A 23,920-nucleotide genomic window follows, 5' to 3' on the forward strand; every position below is an offset into this window, starting at 1 on the left:
TAAGAGCTTTTCACCGTTTAGATCCTAGCCCTATAGTGGGCCAGAGATGGTTCTATCATTACCTCAGCTATAGATGTGATGCGATTCGCATCGCCGGTGCAGGACTAGCCATATCATTGGCGTTTGAGCGCAGAAAGGATAGCCGAGATGGAACCACTACATGCAATCACCCTGACGATCGGCCTGTTTGTGTTAACGTTTTTCAACCCCGGCGCCAACCTGTTCGTCGTGGTGCAGACCAGCCTGGCCTCCGGTAGCCGTGCAGGCATGCTCACCGGGCTTGGCGTAGCGCTGGGTGACGCCCTTTATTCCGGGCTGGGCCTGTTTGGCATGGCAACGTTGATCACCCAATGCGAGGGGATCTTCTCATTCATCAAGATCGTCGGCGGGTTATATCTTCTATGGTTTGCCTATAAGAGTATGAATAAGCAGGCAACGCCACACTCCCCTGCGCTGCAACAACCGCTCAGTGCGCCATGGTATATCTTCTTCCGCCGGGGCCTGATCACCGATCTCGCTAATCCGCAGACGGTGCTGTTTTTCATCAGTATCTTCTCCGTAACCCTGAGCCCCAATACGCCCACCTGGGCCAAACTGAGTGCCTGGCTGGGAATAGTGCTCAGTTCGGTTATCTGGCGCGTTTTTCTCAGCCAGGCATTCTCCTTGCCAGCGGTACGGCGCACCTATGCCAGCATGCAACGGATAGCCAGCCGAGCGATCGGTGTGGTGATCGGGGCTTTCGCCATTAAGCTGATTTACGAAGGCCTCATGCGCCGCTCCCTATAGCCGCTATATATCCAATGGTGTGAGTGAGATCAAGTTTGGATCTTTGTCTGCCGCTTGAAAAAACACGTGCATTTTCCCGCCAATTACTTTAGTGTTTACTAAATTTAGCAAATACTAAAGTAATTAATGACTGACGAAAACGCCTCTCTGCTTGCCAGCGCCAATGCCGCCGCGACGTTGCTCAAAGCCATGAGCAACCCCCGCCGCCTGTTGATCCTTTGTATGCTGGTTGATGCTCCAGGCACCAGTGCCGGCGAGTTAGCACTAGCTACCGGGCTTAGCCCATCAGCGACATCACAGCATCTAGCCAAGATGCGCGAGGAAGGGCTGATTGAAAGCACCCGCGATCGGCAGCGCATCAACTACTCGATTAAAAATAGCGCCGTGCAGCAGGTCATCAGCACGCTAAAAGCCATCTATTGCCCCTGAGGACACCATGAACATAGAAACGATAACTGCCCAGCAAGCGCAAAAATTTATCATGCAGGGAGCGCAGCTGCTGGATATTCGCGGAATGGATGAATATGCCCACGAGCATATTGCCCAAGCCAGCTTGCTGTCGCTGACTGATATTGAGAAAGGTGGGAAACCGCAGGCGGTTAACGAGGAGGATGTAGTGATTTTTCACTGTCAGTCTGGCCGCCGTACGGCAGAAAACGCAGCGCTATTGGCAGGGGCAGCAACACCTGCCAAGGTTTACCTGCTTGAAGGCGGTATCAACGGCTGGAAGCAACAGGGATTGCCTATCGTGAAGGGTAAGAACCAGCCGCTTCCCATCATGCGACAGGTGCAGATTGCTGCTGGCTCACTTATTCTGGCAGGGACAATCTTGGGGTATGTCATATCCCCCCTGTTCTTCCTGCTGTCCGGCTTTGTAGGTGCTGGGTTGCTATTTGCTGGCATCAGCGGATTTTGCGGAATGGCGACGCTGTTGGTCAAAATGCCTTGGAACCAGCCCAAATAGCGAGATGCTCAACCGTAGGGGCGCCGCTGCGCCCGTTTAACCGCTACGCCACTAGGCAAGACCCAACGAATAGACCCGTGACGACTCGCCCCACGGGTGATAACCAAGCCCATCAAAGCTGAAACCCAATTTCTCGTAATAACCGACATGATCGGTACACAGATGCAAACGGGGAAATCCCAGCTCGCTTGTGGCCTTGGCTACGTGGTTGACCAACAATGCGCCGCGACCTTGCCCACGATAATGCTCATCGACGTACAACGCACATAGCCACGGATACAGTTCCATGCGGCTGATAAAGTCATTGGTAATCAGACCCGCACAACCCACAACGGTTTCCCCATCCAGCAACAAATACCACTGCGGCAGCGGATTTACCGCGTCGATACAACGGGTTATCGAGTCTTGATACAGCATCATGGTCTCTGGCGATGCCCACTGTCGCTGGAAATAATCGATAGCCACATCGCGGTAGGCTGGCTCCTGACGCACCGAAATAATTTTCACTCAGGCCCCTCTATGACAAAGTTTTACACTCATAAATACACACCTATACCCTTTGGATTTCAAGTTGCAGCTAGGCGACAAGCTTGATCATCCCCAGGAACTTACTTTTGTAAGTGACTGGGGTGGACAAGTGCAGGTAACAACGCTGCAGCTTGAAAGACAGGGGGTAGAGGCCCAATTTTTGTTGGCAGTCTGTTTGCTGAACGCATACCATTAAAACGCCGCGCTGTTATGCGGTTTATATAATTCAGGAGACGTTATGTCGCAAAATATCTATGACAATCAAACCTTCTTTGACGGCTATGCGCAACTCAGCCGTTCAGTACAGGGTTTAGATGGTGCACCGGAATGGTCAACAATCCGCAGCATCCTGCCCGATTTACAGGGCAAAAAGGTGGTCGATCTTGGCTGTGGCTACGGTTGGTTCTGCCGCAGTGCTCATGAGCAAGGTGCAGCCCAGGTTCTGGGAATGGATCTTTCAGAGAAGATGTTGGGCAAGGCGAAACAGATGACCGAAGATCCGGCGATTGAATACCGCCAGCAGGATCTGGAAGCGCTACAACTACCAGCAGCCAGCTTTGATTTGGTCTATAGCTCGCTGACGCTGCACTATATCGAGGATCTCGGCAAGCTGTTCGCTACCGTTTATCAGGCATTGGTGAATGGTGGGGAGTTTATTTTTACCGCCGAGCACCCGATTTATACTGCGCCAAAGCATCAGGGTTGGTTAGTGGATGAGGCAGGGCAAAAATCCTGGCCGATCAATGGTTATCAGCAAGAAGGGCAACGTATTTCCAACTGGCTGGCAGAAGGAGTGATTAAGCAGCACCGTATGCTGGGCACCTATATCAATTTGCTGGTCCAGCAGGGATTCACCATCCGCTATCTGAACGAGTGGGGTCCTTCAGCTCAGCAGATTGCCGACAACCCGGCACTGGATGAAGAAAAAGAACGCCCGATGATCTTTATCCTGGCGGTACAAAAACCCGCTGCGTAATGGCTGTTCACTTCGTTAAATTTCGTTAAAACATCCAATATTGGGGAGGCTGCCTCCCCCCAATACTTTCCAAGCTTATTCACAGCGAACGGTTCTGGGCAACTTCAGGACAACACCGTTTTCACTGCCGGTACAACTTACTCGCTCGCCATTTCGCCTTCGTGGCTTTCAGGCTCTGGCTCACTCTGAACTTCCTCAACCGGCGGCATCTCCAAGCGCAGATCGATCCAGCGCCCTTCAGGAATATCCATCGACTCCCCGGCCACGATTGCTGCGGTATCAATATCAAAGCGGCGTTTGCTGACCTTGACCGTGATCGTGCCGTCTTCAGCCGCTTCGGTGGCGACGAAGCACAGGCGGTTACCGTTGACGTCTTGTGGGACTTCGATGTTCCAACCTTCCAGCGCGAAACCTAGCGAACCTGTCACTTTATATACGCCAACCGAGACTCGCTCAGCGGTAACGCCCGCAGCCTCGCCATTCACCGCAGCCAGCCCCGACAAGGTAAAGCCATCCAGGTATTCGTCGGGCATTTTCTCTGGGTTACTGGAGAGACGGGCGATGGGTGAGGCTTTTTTCAGGAAACCGTTGGCGTCTACGGTGGTGTTAAAATCTGTCCAAGTGCGCTTTTCAGATGCAATTGTGTAACCCGATGGCCTAGTTGGTCTCCATACTAAATCTACATCAGTTGTAACACCATTCATCGTTCCGGTTTCGACGTTGCCAATAAGAGAAACTCTTGGGCAATTGTATCCGTTTCCAGAAACCCACAACTCCCACATGGATGTATCAGAATTATATACAGCACCGCAATGAATATCATTAGCACTAGAATTAGCAGAGGTCGAACCTAATTTTATGTGATGAAGCCCATTAGCAGCAAGTGATGTAGTCGTTGCTCCTCTTGCACAGAAGTAAATATAGGAGATATCCATCCCCAATTCACCATACTGTCGACCTTGTGTCACCATGAACACCATTCCACGATTGCCAGTCGTAGTAATGCTTTGCTCCGCAATTTTGCAATAGCGCTCACCATTACCTGTAGATGGAATTAAAGGCGCAACAATTTGGGCAACAGACTCATCTGTTACAATTTTCTTCCAAGGGCTCCAATTTCCTAACGGCTCGCGAATTCTCGTTTGAAGGTTTACTGCAGAGGTCCCTTGCTCCCATAGAAGCTGATATCTTGAACCGCCATCAAAACCTGAATTTATTCCGGCCCATGCAGCCGTACCAGGTGAATTTTTCGTACCACTAGGAATTCGTACAAACTGATTTGTGCCAACTGCATTTGGATCGCTAACCGTAGGCGCGGTTGTCCCACCAATACCATGATCACCAACTTTTAGGACTGCAGAGGTACCAACATACATATTATTTATAACGTGTGCCGTACCTGTTCTAGCATTTACATAGAAAACTGGAGAACCACGTGTCACACCCGCAGCGGTGATATTATCCGGGCATGTAGGAACAACGGCAAACCCATACCACGTCCCAATATTTATATTATTAGGGTTAGCAAACTGAGCTGTATCAGCACCTCTAAACATAACCGGCAAATTTGCAACATCAGGAACTGCAGCAGGAGTCGTATAAGCCATATTAAAAGTTAGCGTTTTGGGGATATTTAATTGACCATCAGCCTGACCAATTAAACTGTGCTGCTGCCCCCCCCAACGAAGTGTCATTTGGCCAGTAGAGGTCGAGTTATAAAAGGCGCCTTTTTCTACACCGTCTGCTCCTTTAAAACGAATTATAACATTCCCGCCCTCAGTGTTTGCCTGCATAACCTGATCGTTATATGACGTTAACCCCCCCATTGTTGTAAAGAAGCCTGCTGGGCTTAGTTTTGCTGATAGATTTGTTGCTGTACCATTTGAATTCCAGAAGTTCCATCCACCTGTGCCGCCTCCCTTGTGGTTTATAAAATCAGTAGCAGCAGCATAACCACTATTCGCACTAGAAGGATCTCGGTTCCAAGATACCCAAGCCCCTTGAGTTGTTGGAGTAAACTCAGGCGTTGTTGTCGACGCAAGGCGAGTCGGTTTAGACATTAACACCGAACTCGCAATACTCTGGTCAAGAGTCGATGACCTAGAAACATAATCCGCCTGAACCTTCGCCAACGTCGGCACCGTTAGTTTTGTACCATCATCTTTGGTAAAGGTCATATCCCCTGAGCCAGTGAACCAGCTCACCGTATCATTGCGACTCCCCTGGAAGAAGGTGAGCATCGCGGCAAAGCGAGCGGAGAACTGGCTGATATCACCTTCATAAGTGGTGATAATCGCATAGCTCTGCCCGCTGGCCGTTGAACCGGAATAGTTGCTATTAAGGGTTAGTGAGGTATTGCTATTCACCTGTTTAACTTCATACAGCTTATTGTCCGGTGCCAACAAAATCATGCCTGGCATCACGCCAAACTTGGCATCGGCCCACGCGGTGCCGGTACCGGTTACGGTGGCGTTATTAGCGATTAAATTGATCGTACCTGTTTTGTACCACATAGAATTACTCTCCATAAGCATTACGGTATTTTTACTGAATACTAGAACTTAAAGTTAATAGATGAAGGGTTTGTTTTAAAAATAGATAACATTTTTTTATTTATTTTGTAAGACAACCACCCGTGAATAACTTGACGAAACTCAATCACAATAGGAATATCAGCTTCACCTGGATAGATGGGTATTGGAACGATATTAGACAATGTATCCCCCGTTTTCATGCCATCAAACCTTTCCTTGTAGGCACTAATACCATTTTTATAAACTTCGATCTCTAACCATGAACTACCATTAAAATTATTGACGGAGGTAATAAAAACCCCAAGATCTAAAATGCACATCATATTATAACGATAGCGTCCGTAAAGCTGTAACTCACGGTCAAAATAAAAATAACCACCCTTTGAGTTATTTTCATAAGATATTGTCGGAATCACTGCCGAGTTTGAGATTTCACCATCTATACGCTCGGCATAGACTGTTCCTTTTACAGTACAGTTTTCATTTATCACTACATTATTAAACGTTCCAGATGAAGCCTCGATATGCCCACGAACAGAAACCTGATTAAACTGAGCGTTACCGTCAGACTTATTGATAGCCCAGCCCTGCCTACCATCGATGAAGTTATCAGAGCCTATCCAACCCGTTATTTTTGCATTAGTAATCGTCCCATCAGCAATAAACGCCGAGTTAATAAACGTCTGGCCATTTTGCACCGCGAAGGGAACAGACACATTGCCCTCATCTTTGGTCACCAAGGCAAATCGATCGGCCCGCACCAGGAATTGCCGGTTCCCCGCGTCATCAACCCCCAATGCCAAACCAGCAACGCTGCTTTCCCCCTTCTTACTGGTTTCAACTTTTACCGACCAGGTTGCGGAAACCTTGCCATCCAAGGTCGCCTGCGCAGAACTCACCTGCTGGACTGCCGCCTTGTTATCCCCCACCGCCGTATTCAATAACTTGATATCGTTGGCCGTTGCCGATTGGTTATCGGTCACGGTTTTCGACAATGAAGTAATCGCCGAAGTATTGTCACCGGTAGCGGATTGCAGAGCGCCAATTTGCTGAGCCGTCGCGCTATTACTATCGGTTAGCGTTTGGCTCAGGGCGGTAACCGAGGCCTCATTCGCTCCTGTTCGGCTGGTCAGGTCGTTAATAAGCTTGGCCTGGGCACTGTCCGTATCCACCAGCACCTGCAGTTGCTGATTGAGTTGGGCATTGTTGTCCCCCACGGTGCCTGCCAGCGTAGTCACTTGCTGGGCTAACGCCTTGTCAGCTTCCGCACGCACCGTCTGTTCCGTCATCAAGCGCGCATCAACATCACCAAAGCTTGCGCGTAATTCGGTGATCTGCTGCGCCTGGGCGTGCTGATCGTCCGCCATTACGTTCTGCTGGGTCTTGATCGATGCGGTGACCACGTCATTGCTGATAACGTCTTCCGCCTGCTTTAACGACTGCTCGATATCCGCCTTGGCAATGGCTTCAAGCGAGCTGCTGAGCGAGGCCTGCGAACCCGCCGAATCGCTTTGTGCCTGCTTCAACTCGCCGATCGCCGCGCTGTATTCGCCAGAGGTCGCCGTTAATGAACCAATCTGCTCCGCCATGGCAGAGTCTTGATTGGCCAACGTCTGCAGCCGATCGTTAATGGCCGCCGTGTTTTGCCCAACGGTAGAATCTAGCGAACTCAATTGCCGGGATAACGCTTCATCCGCCGTGGTCCGCGCTTGCGATTCAGCGGCGATCGCCGCTTTATTTTCGCCACTGGCTGCCCCTAGACCGGTAATCAACGACGCTTGAGCACTGTCGCTATCCACCAGCGCCTGCAAACGCTGATCCACCTCGGCCTGATTACTGCCGACATCTGCGCTCAAATGGTCAAAGCGTTGTGACAACGCGCCAGTCTCGCTGGCCCTGGTGGTGATCTCCTGCTGCAACTGCGCAGACACATCACCAAAGTTCGCGTCCAGCTGCGTGATTTGCTGGGCCTGCGCCTGCTGCCGATCGGCGAAAACGGTTTGCGCCGTGGTTAACCGGGCGCTGCTCTCGTCCAGACGTTGAACATCGCTGTCCTGTTTAAGCGCCTGTTCTATATTCGCCTTGGCCGTGGCCTCCAAAGCCTGTTGCAGGCTGGCCGTGCTGCTTTCGGCTTCAGTTTGCGCGATGCCAAGGCGGGTGATAGCCGCCGTGTTTTCCTGGCTGGTCGCCTGGATCACGTCAACCCGTTGGCTCAGCGCCCCATCGGCATCGGCACGGGATTTCGCCTCTGCCTGGATAGCCGCAGTGTTACTGCCCGTACTGGCCTGCAAACCGGAAATCTGCTGGGCCTGAGCCGAGTCTGTTGCCGCCAGCGTTTTCAGCTGTTGGGTTACATCCGCCCGGTTTTCGCTGAACTCAGAAGTCAGGCCGCTGAGCTGCTGGCCCTGTGTTTTCTGCTGATCGGCCAGCGCTTCGGTTTTCTGCGTAATCTGCGAGTTAACCTTGTCCTGTTCCGTCTTGTTGCTGCCGATTGCCTTGGCGTTGGCGGAAACGTTGGACTCCACCTTCGCCAAAGCAGAATCGGCATCGGCCTGCGCCTGCTCCAGCTTGATAATCAATCCCTGCTGATTATCCGCCGTGGCTTTCACCGAGCTGATATCCTTGGCCAACGCCCCATCGGCATCCACACGCGCCGCTTTCTCCTGCGCGATTTGCGCTGCGTTCCCTTCAGCTTTGGCAATTACCACGTCTAGCTTGCTGGCCAGTTGCTGGTCGCCGTCCTGCAATTGAGTGATCTGCGAAGCGACCTGGGCCATTGCCGCGTTGGTGCCACCGGTAAGGGCATCGACCTTGGCCTGCAGTTCGGCATCTGCACGCGTCAAGCTGGCGCGGGTGCTGTCAATTTCCCCGCGCGCATCCTTGATATCGCTATTCAGTGCCTCCTGGGCCTGGGAGAGTTTTTGGCGGTTATGCTCGATGGTCAGGCTGTTTTCGATGGCGGCTTTGCCTAGCTGCGTCAAATCCTGTTGCAGCACGTCGATAGCATTGCTCAGATCGGCATTGCGGCCCGCCAGCTCGGCGTTAACCTTGTTCAGCGCTGCTTGCAGGGTATCGACATCCCCTTGCAGCGCATCCCTGTTCGCCTCGATATCGGCCTGCGCCTGGGCGATCTTCTCGGCAAGATCCTGCACGTTCTGATCCGAAGGCAGGCTGTTGATCTTCTCCAACAGATCTTTGCCCAGTTCGGTCTCGGTAATGCTTTGTGCAATTTGCGCCAACACCACGTCCGCGCTGTCCGAAGCCATCCCGCGTACAAACTCGCTCCAGTCGGACTGGTTGCCGGTTTTGTCGGTAAAGGCCGCGCGGAAGTACAGCACCTGCCCGGCACGTAGGCCTTGCATGTCATAGCGATGCTGCGGATAAGGCACATCGGCCAGCAAGCGTTCATCGGCGAAATCCGCCCGGCTGGCTACCATCAGGGTGGTCTTCAGGCCATCGGCAGAGTTCTGGCCAAATCGCCAGGAAAGCTGGATGCCAAACACCACATCTTTGGTTGCCGTCAGCGAAACAATCTTGGGCGGCACACCCGCTTTGCCTGCCAGATAACTCGGCTCGGCGTGCCCCCACTGCGAGGAAACACCCACCGCATTCACCGCTCGTACTCGCACATCGTAGTTACCGGCATAAATGCCGTTAACGTCAAACCCGAGCGAAGGCGTCGCCCCCACATTTACCCAGTTGCCATTATCTTTACGCCACTGGGCTTCATAGGTCACCGCGCCTGCAACGGCCCGCCACTGCACCCGCATTGAGGCAACGTTAATCCCCTGACTAACGTAGTCGTAGCGCGAGATGGCGATATTCGCCGGAGCTGGCATCGCTCCTGGTGGCGTCACGGTGATTGGCGGCGCATCCAGGTGGATGCCGTTATCGATAAAGGCGTATTTATCCGGATCGTGCTCAACGGCGTTAATGGCGAAGGTGCCATCATCGTTGGACTGGACCGACACCACGCGGAACTGCTGGATCGCCAGGCTGTCGGAATCGATACTCCAGACCGCTTCAGGCTCTGGTTGCTGGCGGAACGGGGCTGTCAGCGTCACCGTAAGTTTGTCCGCCGCGATACTGGCGATGGTGCGAGCCTGCGCCGTGCCGTCTGGCAGATTGACGATCAGGCGATCGCCTTTGCCGAACGCTACTTCACGATCCAGCACCACCACGCGATCCTGCGCGGAATGGATGCGCCCACCGTTGGTCTTGCCTGCCAGCATGGCATCCGCAATGCCGATGATCCGAGCTGGCAGCGGGATATTGCCGTCCAACCCGACGGTAAAGCTGACGGTACGATCTTTGGCGTTACTCAGGATCGCCCAGCGCCCACGGCGGTGAGCCTCGGTGCGCCGCGTACAGCCAATGGCGGTGATTTCAGTCTGGTTAACGCCGTAGCGCTTCACCAGTTCGTTATCGTAAGCCGCTTCCACCGCGTCGGCATAATGGTTGGCCGGATCGCCCCATTTCACCAGCGCAGAGGTATAGCGATTCTTGTAAGAACCCGACGCATAGGCAAATTCACCACCGATGACGTTGGCCCGCGAATAAACGAAATCCACATCGCGCGGCATATCCGCGTAGGCAAACAGCTGGTCGTTGCCCCAGTAGGTGATGCCACGGAAGATGGCGGCGATATCCCGCAATACGGTGTAGGCATCCTGCTGCGACTGGATATACACGTCGCACAGGAAACGCGGTTCTTTGCCCCCGCCCCCCAAACCGTCATCAATCAGCTCATCGCAATACTGCGCGATGCTGTACAGCCCCCATTTGTCGATCTCGGCGGCGGTAACCCGGTTGCCTAAGCCGTAATTCTTGTCCAGCGCGATATCGTAAAACACCCAGGCCGGGTTGTTGCTCCAGGCCCATTTAAAGCTGCCATCCCAATTGCCGTTGTAGGTTCGCGCCAACGGATCGTAGTTGGCCGGCACACGGATGATTTTGCCCTTCGGCTTGAGCGTAATTTTCGGCACTGAACTGAACTGCTGGGCATCGAACTCGATAAACAGCAAGGCGGTGTTGGGATAGCGGAACTTGGCGTCTACGATCTCGGTGTAGGTCTGGATCTGGGTCGTGTTTACCAGCTTGCTGCTGGTGGAGTCTGGGGTGATGCGCTTGATGCGCAGCGTCCAACTGGTGGTTGCCTTAGGTAGATTAATCCGGTGATCGCGCTCGTACAGACTGGTGGTTTTGCCCTTTAGCGTACCGGTGACCACGGTTTTATAGGCTCCGCCGTCGGTGGAAAGCTCGATCAGATATTCCACCAGCGAACCGTTCATATCGCCGTTATCTTCCTGCTGGAACAGCGCCGGGAAGCCCATGCGTATGCGCAGCGCGTCGATATCGGTTCGGGTGAAGGTTTTGGTCCAGACGTTCGTGGTGGTCAGCTTAACGTTGACCGGCGTTTCAGACTCAACATCTGGCATGCCCTGGATATAATCCTGAGTCTGGGTGCCGTTACGCACCTCCCACTTCAGGCCGGTAAAGTTTTCACTGCCGTCGGGATTATGTACCGGGGTGCCGTCGAGCAGGATGCGGGTGCCGTCTAACTCACCGGCAATTTCCCCTTCAGACAGCGCCAGCAGGATTTTGATTTTAGCGTTGGACTGCAAATCATCGGGAGCTTCAACCGGCGTATGCGCCGATCCACCACCGCCCTTGCGCCCATGAATAGTTAACTTTGTCATATTGCGCCCATAAAAAAAGGCCGCGAATGCGACCTGTAGAAAAATGCCCTAAAGGGGGTTATTGCTGGTTTTCAGCGTAAATACCGGCAGAAATCACCGCGCCACCGATTTCCCGTTCGCCGTACAGCACTGGCACCGGGTAGCCCTGCGCCGTGGTGTTGACCGGTGAGCCAAAGGCGTAGGAGGGTTTGTTTTCCACCGATTGTGAAGAGGACATGCCGAAATCCGGCTGTGGCGTCATCAGTTGCATGACACCACCGAGTACCATTGAAGCACCCATCATTGTTAAACCGCTAACAGCGGCAACCGCCGTGGCACTAAGAGTTGCTGTTGCGCCAGAGGCAGCCAACGCCGAAGTGTAAAGTCCCATCGTTCCACCTGCGGTAAAGAATGCCCCTACCAGCGCAGCCACTCCCAAGATAATCTGAAATCCTCCGGCGCTTTTACTCCCCGCAATCACCGGCATAATGCGGATATCGGCACTGCCTTTGGAGGTGGCAAACTCGGCCAGGCCGATATTTTGTGGGCCATTGAAGAAGGCAAACTGCACACCGTCCTTATGGGCATTCATCATAAAGCTCTCAAATCCGGGCAAGGTGATACACAGCGCCCGCAGTGCTTCGCGAGTATCCGCCACCACCAGCCGATGGGTCTTGCCGAACTTTTTACCCAGTTGGCCACCCAACCGGATCAGTCTTGTTGTTTGCATCATAGAAGCTCCTTCCTGCGGACTACGCGTACCGTCCGCTCCTGAAAATATCCGCTGTAGGGATAACGCTGGCTCAGTTGGCCGAACAGGTGATGCAGCATCATGCCGTCCCCCAGATAGATACCCGCGTGGTTGGTAACCGGGGCTGAAACCTGCATCATGATCATGTCGCCCGCGCGCATCGGCCCCTGAAATTCCCGGAATCCTTCGGCGTACCAGTGATCGTCATACAGGCGGGTTTTGCCGTCGATCCACCATTCATGTTCTACCGAGTAATCATTCAGCGCGATGCCGTGTTCCTGGCGATAGTAATCCCGGATCAATGACCAGCAGTCGGCATGCCCCAACAGCCAACTGCGCCCAACCAACGGCCGCTCACCGCGTGGCACAACTTCGGTGTAATCTCCTTCCGGCCACGAGACGATGCCCCAGACAATGCCCGAGTGATCGCACTGCAGGCGATCCATCTCCGATGGGATCAATACGGGCACATCAGGATGACTGTGAATGATGCGAATGATCTCGCCTTGATCTTCCGCCTGCGCGTATTCCTGAGGGGAAATGACAAAGTTATCCAACGCGTTTTCCGCCACATTTCGGCATGGCAGATAACGCGCCTTACGTCCGTTCTGCACCACAAAACCGCAGGACTCATTGGGATATTCCGCTGCGGCATGCTCACAAATGGCCTGCATGATTTCAGCCTGCATCATTACCTCCCCAACAGGTTGGAGCCAGGGAACCCGCCAAAGGCCAGGGGTTGCGCGTCACCGAAGCGTTTTTTGCAGGAGGATACCCGGCCACCGCAGACGTCCAACGCCGGATCGTCGATCGGTTTATCGTCCTTATCAAAACAGGCGCCGCCGCTGTAATCGCAACCTCTGCCGCTACGGTACCAACCCCGGATGCACCAGGTGCAAAGCCCGTGAATTTGCCGCGAGGGCAGTTGCTGGCCTTGCAGATCGAACGGTGTACAAAGCTGGAACTCCACCACGCTGTTGGTTTCGGTGCTTTTGCTGTCGATGTAGAAAACCTGCACTCGCTCCTGCGAAGCATCAGCCAAAGCGTTCCCCTCGGGGAAGTTGATCGCATCCAGGTATTTGGCAAAGGTGTCATGCACCCGCACTTTCGCCTGCACCATGTCGTTGAAGGTCAGACACAACGAAGACACCAGATTGCTGAGGTTGGCGACGCTGAGCCTGGGTGTTGGTTGTGAACCGTCGCTGGTTGCTGCCAGGCCGGTGATCTCGTAGGGATAGGCCTCATACTCGTTTCCCTGCCACCAGATCGATTTTGGTTTCAGCCGCTGGGCATCATTGCCCGCCGCCGCGATCTCGGCCTGAGTGTGGGGAATATTGTGCGCATGAAAGCGCATGATGGCGGCCCCAAAGGCGGTACCATCAATTTCAATCAGCTGGATCAGTTCCCCAGGTGCCAGCTTTTGCACTTCACTGTTAAATGACATGATTGCACCTATACGCCGAAGGCTTGTTCAAAGGCAAAACTCAACGCCTCCACATTGCGCGCAAGCGGCGTGACGGAGATTGAATCCGACTTGACACGAAATAGCGCTTTCTTGCCGTTGGGCGGCGTCCAGAAAAAGGCGACGAGCACGTGTTGATTTAAAAAGGCCAGCATCGACTGGGTCACGGCCGGATGGCCGGTATAGGCCAACTGCCACTGCTGCACCGCCTGGTTCAGCCCATTGCTGCTGACCTGCTTATAGCCGTCGCCAAACTGCGCACTTCTGACGTTATGTACAAAGTTACCACTAGGCGAGGCCTGGGTTTGCCATTGGAAAGTATCGATAAGCATAAAGACTCCGAGCAGTAATAACCGTCAGTCGCTGGGCCCGAATTACCCCTCACCCTAACCCTCTCCCACAGGGAGAGGGGACAGTACGTGCCACATATTGGATCATACATTCGTCTTTCCTATCACCCTTGTTACAGGTTACTTCTGTACCTGAACACGGCGCCATACCAGCTCCCTCTCCCTGTGGGAGAGGGTTGGGGTGAGGGGAAATAACGATTGAGATGCAATTAATGGGGCCTGATGCCAGACTGCGGTTGTTACTATTGATAATTGATAAGGTGATTTAGCGGGCCGCTGAAGCATTCCAGATCAGGCCGCCCGGCTTGAGCTCTTTGCCCAAACGTTCGGTGATTGCCTGATTAACGATGCCCTGCACCAGCTTGCCCATGCCGTCACCGGCAGAGGAACTATTAGCCGTATTCGCCGAGCCGTCATTGTTCATAACCACGGTGCTGTTGACCGTAATACCGCCCCCCTGCTCTGCTGCCAGGCCGTACATCGGGGCTTTGTTGCCACCCACCAGGCCACCCTCCGCATAGCCGCGCATCATGGCGTAGAGATTGCCCACGCCGATCCGCTGGGTAGCTTCTTTGGTCATCACGAACTCGCCACGATGCACCACGCCCGCCTGATCGTATTTACCGCCGTCGCCGGTATAGCCACCGCTGGATTTCCCTGTGGCAGCAGGAGTAAACGCACCACCAATCCAACCCATAGCTTTTTGCATGACAAAGGCTACCAGCAGTTGGTTAATCACCTGGATAATCATTTTCAGGATTGAGGCAGTAAACTCTTGGAAATTGGCTTTGCCAGTGGTCACCATGCTGGTAAGCATGTCTGATAAACCGCTAAAGGTGGCCTGACCGATATTGGCCATTGAGTCGTACACATTGGTCGCGGAGTCCAGATACTCACTCCAGCCTTTTTGTGCTCCATCAAGCCAACTACCGCGGATTTCGTCCTCAGCTTCATGGAAGTCAGTAAGGGCTTTTAATTGACTTTCATAATCAATCCCTGATGGTTCTCCACCTTTTTGAATCCATTCTTTCTTAAATTGGGACTTGCTTGCATCACGCTGGATAGTTCGATTACTTTTACCAGCGCTATCACGTAAAACCTCCTGCCGTTCCGTCATGTTTTTAATATAGTCAGATGAAGATTGCTTAAGTAATTCTTGCGTATCTGGAACAGTTGGAGCTACAACTCCAACTGTAGGAGCCGGCGCTATATTTCTATGAGGGCTTGAGTATGTCGCTCCTGATGGTTTATTTCTAAGTGTCGCCCTGGCATCATGCTCCTTTTTTAACTGGTCTATAGCTGACTTTTGTGCAACATTCCCTGCAGAGGTAGATGCTGACAAATCGTTAGTTAAATTAACAACCTGTTCCAGAAGCCAAACTTTACCTTCAGCATCTGAAATTATCTTCTTTTTATCTACGATTAGTCGAGAATCAGTACCATAGTCTGGTTTCGTTTTCGCATCAATATCCCGATAACGATGTAAATTGTTTTTTACATTAGTAACATTTAACCTGGCAGCGTCAAGCTGTTCTGAAAGGGTATCATCTCGACCGATACCTTTCAGCATATTCCAGAATGAGCTCCAGCTAGATTTAGCTATAAGAACGGCTTTATCTATATAACCAAGATTTTCGATTAATTTCTTTGTGCGATCTTCGAAGTTGCTTGTCGTCTTTTGGGCTATCAAGTCGCTAGCTTCTGCAACCTTCCCTTGTTCTTCCAACTGAAGAATATGTTCAAATTCAGCGACAGACAAATAATTATAGGCTTTATTTAATTCATAAGCACTGGTTATTGGATCGGTAAATATTTTCTTATACGCATTGATAGCTTGCTCTGCGGTCTGGCCGGTGGCTTGTTGTAGTGCCAAGACACCTTTTGTTACCCCGTCAATTTGCTCACCAGAGAATGCACCGGTTCCAACTATTTTTGCTATGGTTTCAGAGGCGGTATCCATACCGCCACCCAAATCAGCATATTTACGCGCTAAATCCTGTAATTGGTCCGAGCTCTTCCCTGCATAATTACCGGTTAGGATTAACTGCCTGTTAAATTCTTCAGACTCTTTTGCACCTTGATAATATGCGGTACCAAGCAATGCTATTGAACCCACAGTTAAAGCAACCGGAGCAGCCATCCTTCCTAATGGAGCAAGTAATTTCTGCACCTGATCATAGGTATCTACTAGCTGTGAACCTTGGTCCAAAGCCTCTTTCCAACCAAAATCCCCTGAGGGAGAGCCAGAAATGGAAGCTGTATTCGAAGCTTGTCCTTGCATCCCTTCCAGCGCTTGCCGGTACTCCTCTATTGCGGCAGTGCTTCTTTTCAAGTTAATTATAAAAGCATTGGTACTATCTCCTAGCTGAGACAGTTGTCTACCAATATTGCTATAACGGCTGATCTCCTGCATTCCGCTACGTAAAGTACGATTCAACATTTCGAATCGTCCCGTTGCCACAGAAATGTTGCTTTGCAAATCAACCAGATCTCTATTAGCCCGCTGCAAATCACTGGCATTAACACGCAGCGTCATAGTTGTAATATCTGCCATGCCTTACTCCTGGCTATAACAATAAAGCCAGCTCAAGGCTGGCATCATCGCAGACGATTATTTTTGGTGGATCACCTTAAGCGCTGCGGTTTCCATAATTCGGATGTCATTTAACACGCTTGCTTCATCCTCCACGGCATAAACCCGCATTAACCAGGGAAGGCAATTGTAATCTAACCCCGTAATACCTCCCATACCGGTACGCCATTGGGTTGCCATCGCTTGAAAAAGTTGGAATGCTGGCTGCATATCTGGCCAAACATCGAGAACGGTTGTTTCATAGTCATCGGCAGATAGACCAAATGCAGCCAGTTCTTCACGGGGCGTTTCCGGAGAATAGAAGGCTTCAGCAAGCGCGATTAGTTTTTTTCTCGTACCGCCATCAGCTCTTTGGTATAAGCCGTAGCGATAGCATCAAAAGCACGTGGATAGTTGTCCAGCAAAGTGATTAGACTTTCCTGATTCAACTCATCGGGTAAAGTCCAAGTGGCGCAGATCTCACGTAAGAAGTCGGCCATCGGTAGATTGCTATAGTTGCCAGAGCTCAACTGCTCTTCGCTGGCCTCACGAAGCGCTTTCTCCAGTTTTTCCAATTCACTGCGCTTTTTATGTTTGAAAGTAAACGTCAATACCCCATCACTGTCACCTGCGCGAGGAATACTGACATCGACTTTAAAGGTTGGATTCGGTGTCAGATTAAATTCGGTCATGATTATCTCTCTATCGTTAAATAATTCGGCAAAAAGTCGAGCCCGAAAAATATCGGGCTCGTTGATGGACTGATTAAGCAGTCACTTTATAGAACGTCATATCGCAAGACTGCACCGCCAGCGCCACCTGCACGGTTTCAACCTGGTTAACCGCGGTGGTGGGCTGCGGATCAAAAGCCGGTACCGCAGACCAGTAGCGCAGCTCCTTGGCTTTTGGCACATGCATGTAGAACGCCAGCGTGACGCCATTGCGATCGGCATCTTGCAGCAGGCTGTAGATCGGCTGGGAAGCATCGTGCGCAAAGGTAAAGGTCTGCGTTTTGGCCGCTTTAAAGGTGGCAAGGTTACGCTGACGATCGTCTTCCAAGAACTGCACCTGCACGTATTGCTGATCGCCGCCAGACTGCGCTACCTCGGTGATCTGAGGAATTTGCGTCCAGCTGGCGATCTTCTGCAAAGAGCCTTTGCCGCCACCGGCTGGGAAGAAGCTCACGTCGGTGGTATTGATGGCACCGATGGTGATGCTGGTATCCACTTGGGCAGTGATCTTGGCCACCAGGCTGTCGATCAGGCCCCAACCGGAGCGCACCATCACGATGTCACCCACCTTCAGGTTGTGGCCGGTGGCCACGGTAAATACGGCGCCGTTAGCATTGCTGACTGCGGTGGTTACTACGCCTGGTGCTGTTGGCGCGCCAGCAAATACGGTGGCGCCATTTGGTAATGCAAAACCCATGGTAATTCTCCAATTTCAGATATAAAAAAACCGCCGAATGGCGGTATGCTTGGTTTACGTGCTGGAGAGTTCCCCCAGCGATGTTTACTACACTAGTGTGTTATTAATACCCGGCCCAATAACCGATGGTGACTGGCAGGGTATATAATTCATCCTTGGCAATCGCTGGCAGGATATTGCCACCAGCATTGACATAACAGTTAAAAGCATCGTCCGCCAGTACCAACCCCCTGGGGAATAATGAGATAATCTCCTCCGCCAGTTGATAGCCAGTTTTCGCTCCTGTCCCTTTTTTCATCACAATATTAACCTGATAATTCCCGCTGTAGGTCTGCACCTCTTGGGAAATACCTAACGCCACCGCAGGCTCCGGAGCAATAAACGGTTCCAGATGAAGATCGTCATCCGCCGTAAACGTCACATTAGCCAAGGTGTATTTAATATCATTCTCTTCAGCCCAGACCGTTAACCTGGACTCAAACAAATCATTGATACGCAAGGTGCTCATAGCGCCTCCTGGTTTAACCCTATTGATAAGAGTGCATCACTTTAGGTTAAACCAGTAATAGCACTCTAGCTGATATATTTCGTAGCGAGAAGTTTATTTTAAAAAATATTTATCAACTGCGAAACACAATAACCACGCTATCAATTTACTAGATAAAACTCGTAGCGAATAGATTTTTATTAAATTATTTTTCTCCACTAATTTGAAATAACAAAACCACCCCGCATTGCGGGGTAGTAATTACTTCAATTTAAAAAGCCTTTATTTTTTATTATCGGTAATAGTTTATCTATCCATTTCCAAACGAATATTCTGGCTGACCAGACAACCCTCGATAAAACTTTCTGCCACCTGCATCTGTTGCCTTACCCGGCCTTCCGAACATTTCCAGCCGCGAGCAATGGCGGACTTTGATTGCCCGTAAACGTAGTAACGCAAGATCAGTTCCAGCTCCTCCGGCTGACGTAGGGCCTGGAGGTGAGCAACGGCGCGATCCACCACCAAGCCGTCCTCGTCACAGCAAGAGGCCTGCTGTTTGCTACTGCCCGGCAGCAACCCTTTAAAACCGGCGGCGATATGCGAATATCCCAGAGAAGAGCTTTCTCTAGCCCACACGCCCCAACGCCCCAAAACCTGTTGAATGTCCCGCATAAGACCTCCTTATTTTTCTTGGCTCTAGTGTAACCAGGCGAGGCAAAGCCGCCCATCGATGGGTGTTGTAGGAAACCTCACAGGACAAAGCAGGGGGAAAAACGAGCAGGAAATGAAGGTATTGGTGCAGCACTATTGCGGGAGGATAGCGCCAGAGGTGGAAAAAAGCATTAAATATCAGCCTTCGGAGGAGATGCCTCCCCCGAAGCGGGCGCAGATTAAGATATGGCAAACTGCTCGAGTACCTTGCCTTCCATACGATAGCGCACCCATTCATCTTGCGGAGCCGCACCAATGCTGAGATAGAAATCAATCGCTGGCTGATTCCAGTCCAGCACGCTCCATTCCAGGCGTCCGCAACGGCGTTCACAGGCAAGCTGGGCAATATGGCGCAGCAAGGCTTTGCCCGTTCCCGCCCCACGGAACTTGGGGGTGATGTACAAATCTTCGAGATAGATACCGTTCTTGCCCAGCCAGGTCGAGTAGCTCATAAAGAACACCGCATAGCCTGCTGGCTCGCCGTTGACACTGCAAATCAGCGCCTCTGCGCAGGCGTTGGGGCCAAAAAGGCTTTCCTCGATCTCTGCCTGGTTGGTGCGTACCTCATCACGAGCCTTTTCGTACACAGCCAGCTCAATAATCATATCCAGAATGAGCTTGGCATCGGCTTTCACCGCCGGGCGAATTTCAATTGTCATAGATGTTCCCTAACTAGAGTGATTTTCCTGCTGCCAGCATAATACTTAACCAATTCAGGCACAAACGGCAATTTACCGGGCATCTGAGCGGGCACGTACCTACGTAAGGTGGCCGTTGAGGAATGTTTATAGAGGAATGCCTACAGTCTCCTATACTCAGTTTTCCCCCTAACAGATCTGGAGAAACGATATGTCATTTAGCGTGGGTGATTTTGTGCAGCGTAAAACCGGTGGGCCAAAAATGACCGTTATCGAAGAGGATGGAGAGGCGCTGATATGCAGTTGGGTCGAACTGGGGGTTGAACAACGCACCGAGGTACAGGCCAACGAAGTGAACCCCTATCACGAAGACGACGACTTCGGCGTCTGCTGATATTCCGTTTGCTCCCTGAAGCCATGTCCCTGGATAAAAAGTGAAGTTGATCTAGTATTTACCTAGTACAGCAACCTATTTTGGGTAGTGGTTAAGGGGTTCACAATGAGCGAAAGTTTAAAAGACGGCACCATTCTGTTAGCTAGAATTTTGCTGATGATCCTGTTTCTGATTTTCGGTTGGATGAAGCTGACCAACTTTGGTGCCACGGTCACGGCGATGGAGGGCTACGGTACGCCAATGCCTTACCTGGCCGCAGTTGTCGCCGTGGTGGTGGAGTTCATTTTCGGTATCTTCATCGTGCTGGGGGCCTTCACCCGGCCGATAGCCATCATTTATGCGCTCTATGTGCTGGGCACCGCCTTTATCGGCCACCCGTTCTGGCGGTTTAGCGGGGCAGAAATGATCGGCAACGAAATCAACTTCTTTAAAAACATCAGTATTATCGCTGGCCTGTTGCTGCTTGCCGTCACCGGTGCTGGCCGTTACTCTCTGGATTATAAGTGGTTTAACCGCTAACGCTCCCTCTATGGCGGAGCTCCCCTGCGCCGCCATGCTCACACCTTAACGGCTATGTTTGGCATGGCGTTCGAAGTTATCCGCCTTGGCTGCGGCAGACTTGCGCAAGGTGACATAGCACGCCCCCTCACCACCGTCACGTGGCAGTGCCCGGCAAAACGCCTGCACCTGTTCAAACTGCTCCAGCCATTTGGCCAGGTAGCTGCGGATGATATTCGGATGGCTTTGATCTGTGCGCCCACGGCCATGCACAATCAGCAACGAACGCAGGCTGTCTTTCTCCGCTTGGATGATAAAGCGGAACAGCGCTTGGCGGCAGCTCTCGACAGGCTGGCGCAGCAGATTGAGGCTGACCTGTGGTGGATAGTGGCCGTGACGCAGCTTATCCAGCACCCCTTGCTGAATACCTTCGCCCTTATATTCCAACGGGGTATCGCAGGGAATAATGTCCAGAAAGCCGGTGCTGAGGAAGTTCTCCAACTGTAACGCCTGAGCTTCCCGGCGCGCACGTTTATCGACAGGATCCTGCGCCTTGAGGTACAGCGTGGGTTGCCCCGCGGATAACGGCTTCACATCGGTCATCGCCTGGGCAAAAAAATCGTTCTCTTCGTCGCTCATTTCACATCACTCTCGGGAGATTTCACCCACCGGCGGGCTATTGCTTTTAGTGGGAATGGCTTGATTGTAAGACGCCTCGTCAGGGTTGCAAGTGAGGAATTGACGGCAACGGGTGAGGTTGTGAGCGGTTTTCGTTATACTGCAAGCCATTATTGAGTGCCGCAAAGGATCCAACCCATGAATATGCGCGAGCTGGAAATCCAGTTTCAGAATGCAATGAATGAGTTACAAGCCAGCTTCGAACAGCAGCACCGTGAATGGCAACAAGGCTACCAGGCTCTGCAACAGCAGTTGGCCGAAGCGCAACGGCGTGAAACCGCCCTGCGCATGCAGAATGAACAACTGCTCAACAAACTAAGCACCGCCAGTTCGGTGCCGGAACAGCATGCCCTGGTCAAGCAGATCAAGATGCTGGGTGCCCATTTGGATGCGCTGGCACAAGATGCCGCCACCTTTAATCGCCATGTGCATAATAAACAACGGGCCGCAGACAATTTCAGCGGCGAGCAACACTGACAATTTCGGGCGCGTATGCTGCGCACCAAGACGGTAAAAATCATACATGACGTGGATCATCATCGCCGCCCTGATCGTAGTTTTCATTATTGGCTATCGTGTCCTGACTTCCGACACCCGCAAGGCGATAGATTCACTGGCGCATTTGCTGAAAGTAAAACCGATGCTGGTGGAGTCCATGCTGCAGGAGATGGGCAGCCGCCACAGCCAAAGCTTTATCCGCATGTTGAACAACGGCTATACCGAAGAGATGCATCAGGCCGCCTATATGCTGTTTATCTACCTGACGTTTATCAAGCAGGCAGACGATGAGCAGATTGGCCTGTGGCGGGAAACGCTGCTGCGCGCCGGGCTGTCGCCGGAACTGCATGCCGAGCACACCGAAGCGGCGCTGTTTTACTTTGCCGAACTGGATCTGGATGCGTTTGAACTGGCGCAGTTCCGCCGGGCCTACAACGAACGTTATAACCGGGAAGCGCTGGGCAACTGGTGAAGCTTTCCCCCGCTTACGGGGGAGAGTTTAAAGGAACATGCTGTAGAGATAGCGCGAGAGCGCATCGCGGGAGCTGAAACCGTGAGGAATGCCGTAACGCGTGTTGGGCGTATCACCGCTTAAATCCAGGGGAAACTCAAGATACTGCTCGCTGTTACGCATCAACGAGGTGGGCGTGGCAAAATGGAGGCTCTTCTCTTTTAATGCAGGGTGGATCACCAACGCCATTCTGCCCATTCGCGCTTCCCGATTCACATACACGTAGTGCTCGCCCTTGCGAAAACCGTAGGTCTGATCGGTGACATAATCACGCTCAAAACCGGTACTCTCTAACACTTTAGCCACTTCATCCGGCCGTAAATACATCTATTTCTCCTCTCAGTTCTGGGTAGCTTTGCGACCTTACCGTAATCAGGAGATGAAACAATTAATTTATCCGTACTCATTCTGGTTTAGGAATAATCTGCAGCTATAGGCCCCCCGCCTGTTGCCTACGCCATTCGCTGGGGCTCATCCCCTGAACCCGCAGAAACTCGCGGTTAAAGTTGGATTTGGTGCTGAAACCGGCCTCCAGCATAATCTCGGTCACCGGGCGATCGCTGCCGCTCAACCACTGGGCCGCTTGCTGAATGCGTAACTGATTCACGTATTGGGATACATTCATTCCCGCCTGCTGGTTAATCGCCTGGGAGACCTTACGTGCCGGTATACCCACCTTGCGCGCTAACCGGGCCAGGTTCAGCGCCGGTTCCAGATAGAGATCGTCCTGACGTAGCCGTTGGTTGATCAGCTCAAAGCAGTGCTCGTCATCCTCTGTCAGCGCCTCGGCTTTCACTGGTGGCAAGGGCTGCTCTTCGGGTTCCGGCTGTTGACGCTCACGGCCAAGCACCAAACCTACCCCCAGGACCATCATCACATTGCCAAAGGCCGCCAGTGCACCAGCATGCCTACCGGCTAACAGCGAATAATCCAGGGTGATCGCCAACTCGATCAGGCCGCAGACGACCAGCAGGCCGCCTAATCCGCACCATAAGCGATAGCTCAGCCAACTGTCCGCCAGTGCCACCTGCTGCAAAACATTCTCGCCGCGCCGCAGGTACAGCAAAATAGCCGCGCCGTAACCGAAATAGCCAATAACGATCAGCCCATCCAGCACCGCCAAGGCTCGCCACTGTACCAATAACACCAGCAGCGGGAACGTCAGATGCCCAACGACGCGCCAGCCCATCGGCCCACGGGCTTGCAACATCAGTACCAGATAACACAATGGCGGGATCAGGGCGGCCCCCAGCGGTTGCAAAATAGCAACCCAAGGTTGCTGATAGCCAAAACGGATCCCCACCAGCAGGCTTTGCCAGGCGCAGATCAACAGCAACAGCTGTAGCAACCAACGGTGTGGCCGTGGCCAACCAAGGCGCACGATCAACGCCAGGCACAACAGGCTGAAGAGAAAAGACAGCGGGATAAGCGGCATGTTACCTCTGTGGTTATTCGGGAACGCCCCAGTGTAGAGAG

The 23,920-nt window shown here is 52.3% G+C and carries 25 protein-coding genes; 8 read left to right on the forward strand and 17 right to left on the reverse strand.

Annotation, left to right across the window (positions count from 1 at the left end):
• Positions 1–147 precede the first annotated feature (147 nt).
• From N6G83_RS27315 to N6G83_RS27325, 3 genes are all read left to right on the forward strand, one after another.
• Positions 148–786 (forward strand): LysE family transporter, encoded by a 639-nt coding sequence (locus tag N6G83_RS27315; protein WP_211135901.1) that lies wholly within the window; start codon positions 148–150, stop codon positions 784–786.
• A 126-nt stretch (positions 787–912) separates the two neighbouring features.
• On the forward strand, positions 913–1,215 hold the full coding sequence (locus N6G83_RS27320) for an ArsR/SmtB family transcription factor (RefSeq protein ID WP_024530946.1): 303 nt from the start codon (positions 913–915) through the stop codon (positions 1,213–1,215).
• Positions 1,216–1,222: 7 nt separating this feature from the next.
• The gene (locus N6G83_RS27325; RefSeq protein WP_024530945.1) at positions 1,223–1,750 is read left to right on the forward strand and encodes a rhodanese family protein; all 528 of its coding nucleotides are present in this window, start codon (positions 1,223–1,225) and stop codon (positions 1,748–1,750) included.
• A gap of 51 nt (positions 1,751–1,801) precedes the next feature.
• Here the strand turns inward: N6G83_RS27325 and N6G83_RS27330 are convergent, their stop codons facing one another.
• Complete coding sequence (locus N6G83_RS27330) at positions 1,802–2,257, reverse strand: GNAT family N-acetyltransferase (protein WP_211135902.1); 456 nt, start codon at positions 2,255–2,257, stop codon at positions 1,802–1,804.
• 259 nt (positions 2,258–2,516) lie between these two features.
• Between N6G83_RS27330 and N6G83_RS27335 the strand changes: the two genes are divergently transcribed.
• Positions 2,517–3,254, forward strand: a complete 738-nt coding sequence (locus N6G83_RS27335; RefSeq protein ID WP_211135903.1) for a bifunctional 2-polyprenyl-6-hydroxyphenol methylase/3-demethylubiquinol 3-O-methyltransferase UbiG — start codon at positions 2,517–2,519, stop codon at positions 3,252–3,254.
• A gap of 137 nt (positions 3,255–3,391) precedes the next feature.
• Here the strand turns inward: N6G83_RS27335 and N6G83_RS27340 are convergent, their stop codons facing one another.
• The 13 genes from N6G83_RS27340 to N6G83_RS27400 all read right to left on the reverse strand — a co-directional run bounded on the left by N6G83_RS27340 (position 3,392) and on the right by N6G83_RS27400 (position 19,886).
• Positions 3,392–5,767 carry a hypothetical protein gene (locus N6G83_RS27340; RefSeq protein WP_211135904.1) on the reverse strand — a complete coding sequence of 792 codons (2,376 nt, stop codon included), beginning with the start codon at positions 5,765–5,767 and terminating at the stop codon, positions 3,392–3,394.
• Between the two features lie 41 nt (positions 5,768–5,808).
• On the reverse strand, positions 5,809–11,487 hold the full coding sequence (locus tag N6G83_RS27345) for a phage tail tip protein (protein WP_211135905.1): 5,679 nt from the start codon (positions 11,485–11,487) through the stop codon (positions 5,809–5,811).
• Between the two features lie 58 nt (positions 11,488–11,545).
• A complete protein-coding gene (locus tag N6G83_RS27350; protein WP_409529726.1) occupies positions 11,546–12,196 on the reverse strand; it encodes a tail assembly protein in 651 nt (216 codons plus the stop codon).
• The gene (locus N6G83_RS27355) at positions 12,196–12,906 is read right to left on the reverse strand and encodes a C40 family peptidase (protein WP_021807649.1); all 711 of its coding nucleotides are present in this window, start codon (positions 12,904–12,906) and stop codon (positions 12,196–12,198) included. Before N6G83_RS27355 ends, N6G83_RS27350 begins: the two co-directional genes overlap by 1 nt.
• Positions 12,907–12,908: 2 nt before the next feature.
• Positions 12,909–13,661, reverse strand: a complete 753-nt coding sequence (locus N6G83_RS27360) for a phage minor tail protein L (RefSeq protein WP_211135907.1) — start codon at positions 13,659–13,661, stop codon at positions 12,909–12,911.
• 8 nt (positions 13,662–13,669) lie between these two features.
• Positions 13,670–14,011, reverse strand: coding sequence for a phage tail protein (locus tag N6G83_RS27365; protein WP_024486957.1), 342 nt, complete (start codon positions 14,009–14,011; stop codon positions 13,670–13,672).
• A gap of 283 nt (positions 14,012–14,294) precedes the next feature.
• Positions 14,295–16,583, reverse strand: a complete 2,289-nt coding sequence (locus N6G83_RS27370; protein ID WP_211135908.1) for a phage tail tape measure protein — start codon at positions 16,581–16,583, stop codon at positions 14,295–14,297.
• A gap of 57 nt (positions 16,584–16,640) precedes the next feature.
• Positions 16,641–16,943, reverse strand: a complete 303-nt coding sequence (locus N6G83_RS27375) for a DUF1799 domain-containing protein (protein WP_065686660.1) — start codon at positions 16,941–16,943, stop codon at positions 16,641–16,643.
• Entirely contained in the window at positions 16,943–17,293 is a 351-nt protein-coding gene (locus N6G83_RS27380; RefSeq protein ID WP_029711939.1) for a phage tail assembly chaperone, read from the reverse strand. The genes N6G83_RS27375 and N6G83_RS27380 overlap by 1 nt, the downstream gene beginning before the upstream one ends.
• A gap of 73 nt (positions 17,294–17,366) precedes the next feature.
• Positions 17,367–18,029 (reverse strand): phage tail protein, encoded by a 663-nt coding sequence (locus N6G83_RS27385; protein ID WP_024530933.1) that lies wholly within the window; start codon positions 18,027–18,029, stop codon positions 17,367–17,369.
• Between the two features lie 103 nt (positions 18,030–18,132).
• The gene (locus tag N6G83_RS27390; RefSeq protein WP_199062864.1) at positions 18,133–18,537 is read right to left on the reverse strand and encodes a phage tail terminator-like protein; all 405 of its coding nucleotides are present in this window, start codon (positions 18,535–18,537) and stop codon (positions 18,133–18,135) included.
• Positions 18,538–18,822: 285 nt separating this feature from the next.
• Entirely contained in the window at positions 18,823–19,188 is a 366-nt protein-coding gene (locus tag N6G83_RS27395) for an antiterminator Q family protein (RefSeq protein ID WP_021807641.1), read from the reverse strand.
• A 218-nt stretch (positions 19,189–19,406) separates the two neighbouring features.
• A complete protein-coding gene (locus N6G83_RS27400; protein ID WP_211135567.1) occupies positions 19,407–19,886 on the reverse strand; it encodes a GNAT family N-acetyltransferase in 480 nt (159 codons plus the stop codon).
• Between the two features lie 190 nt (positions 19,887–20,076).
• Here N6G83_RS27400 and N6G83_RS27405 point away from each other — a divergent pair, with 190 nt between their 5' ends.
• Positions 20,077–20,259: a YodC family protein gene (locus N6G83_RS27405; protein ID WP_021178943.1), complete on the forward strand. Its 183-nt coding sequence runs from the start codon at positions 20,077–20,079 to the stop codon at positions 20,257–20,259.
• Positions 20,260–20,364: 105 nt separating this feature from the next.
• The gene (locus tag N6G83_RS27410) at positions 20,365–20,778 is read left to right on the forward strand and encodes a DoxX family protein (protein WP_024485123.1); all 414 of its coding nucleotides are present in this window, start codon (positions 20,365–20,367) and stop codon (positions 20,776–20,778) included.
• Between the two features lie 45 nt (positions 20,779–20,823).
• Here N6G83_RS27410 and smrA read toward each other — a convergent pair whose 3' ends face one another.
• Positions 20,824–21,396: a DNA endonuclease SmrA gene (smrA, locus tag N6G83_RS27415; RefSeq protein WP_024530930.1), complete on the reverse strand. Its 573-nt coding sequence runs from the start codon at positions 21,394–21,396 to the stop codon at positions 20,824–20,826.
• 177 nt (positions 21,397–21,573) lie between these two features.
• Between smrA and N6G83_RS27420 the strand changes: the two genes are divergently transcribed.
• On the forward strand, positions 21,574–21,912 hold the full coding sequence (locus N6G83_RS27420) for an MbeD/MobD family mobilization/exclusion protein (RefSeq protein WP_074029572.1): 339 nt from the start codon (positions 21,574–21,576) through the stop codon (positions 21,910–21,912).
• Positions 21,913–21,958: 46 nt separating this feature from the next.
• Positions 21,959–22,405, forward strand: a complete 447-nt coding sequence (locus tag N6G83_RS27425) for a DUF1198 family protein (RefSeq protein WP_021807638.1) — start codon at positions 21,959–21,961, stop codon at positions 22,403–22,405.
• A gap of 27 nt (positions 22,406–22,432) precedes the next feature.
• Here N6G83_RS27425 and N6G83_RS27430 read toward each other — a convergent pair whose 3' ends face one another.
• Positions 22,433–22,771, reverse strand: a complete 339-nt coding sequence (locus N6G83_RS27430) for a DUF2002 family protein (protein WP_021178947.1) — start codon at positions 22,769–22,771, stop codon at positions 22,433–22,435.
• A gap of 103 nt (positions 22,772–22,874) precedes the next feature.
• Entirely contained in the window at positions 22,875–23,879 is a 1,005-nt protein-coding gene (locus tag N6G83_RS27435) for a helix-turn-helix domain-containing protein (protein WP_024530928.1), read from the reverse strand.
• Between the last annotated feature and the right edge of the window lie 41 nt (positions 23,880–23,920).

The sequence above is a fragment of the Serratia sp. PL7 genome (assembly GCF_945957435.1).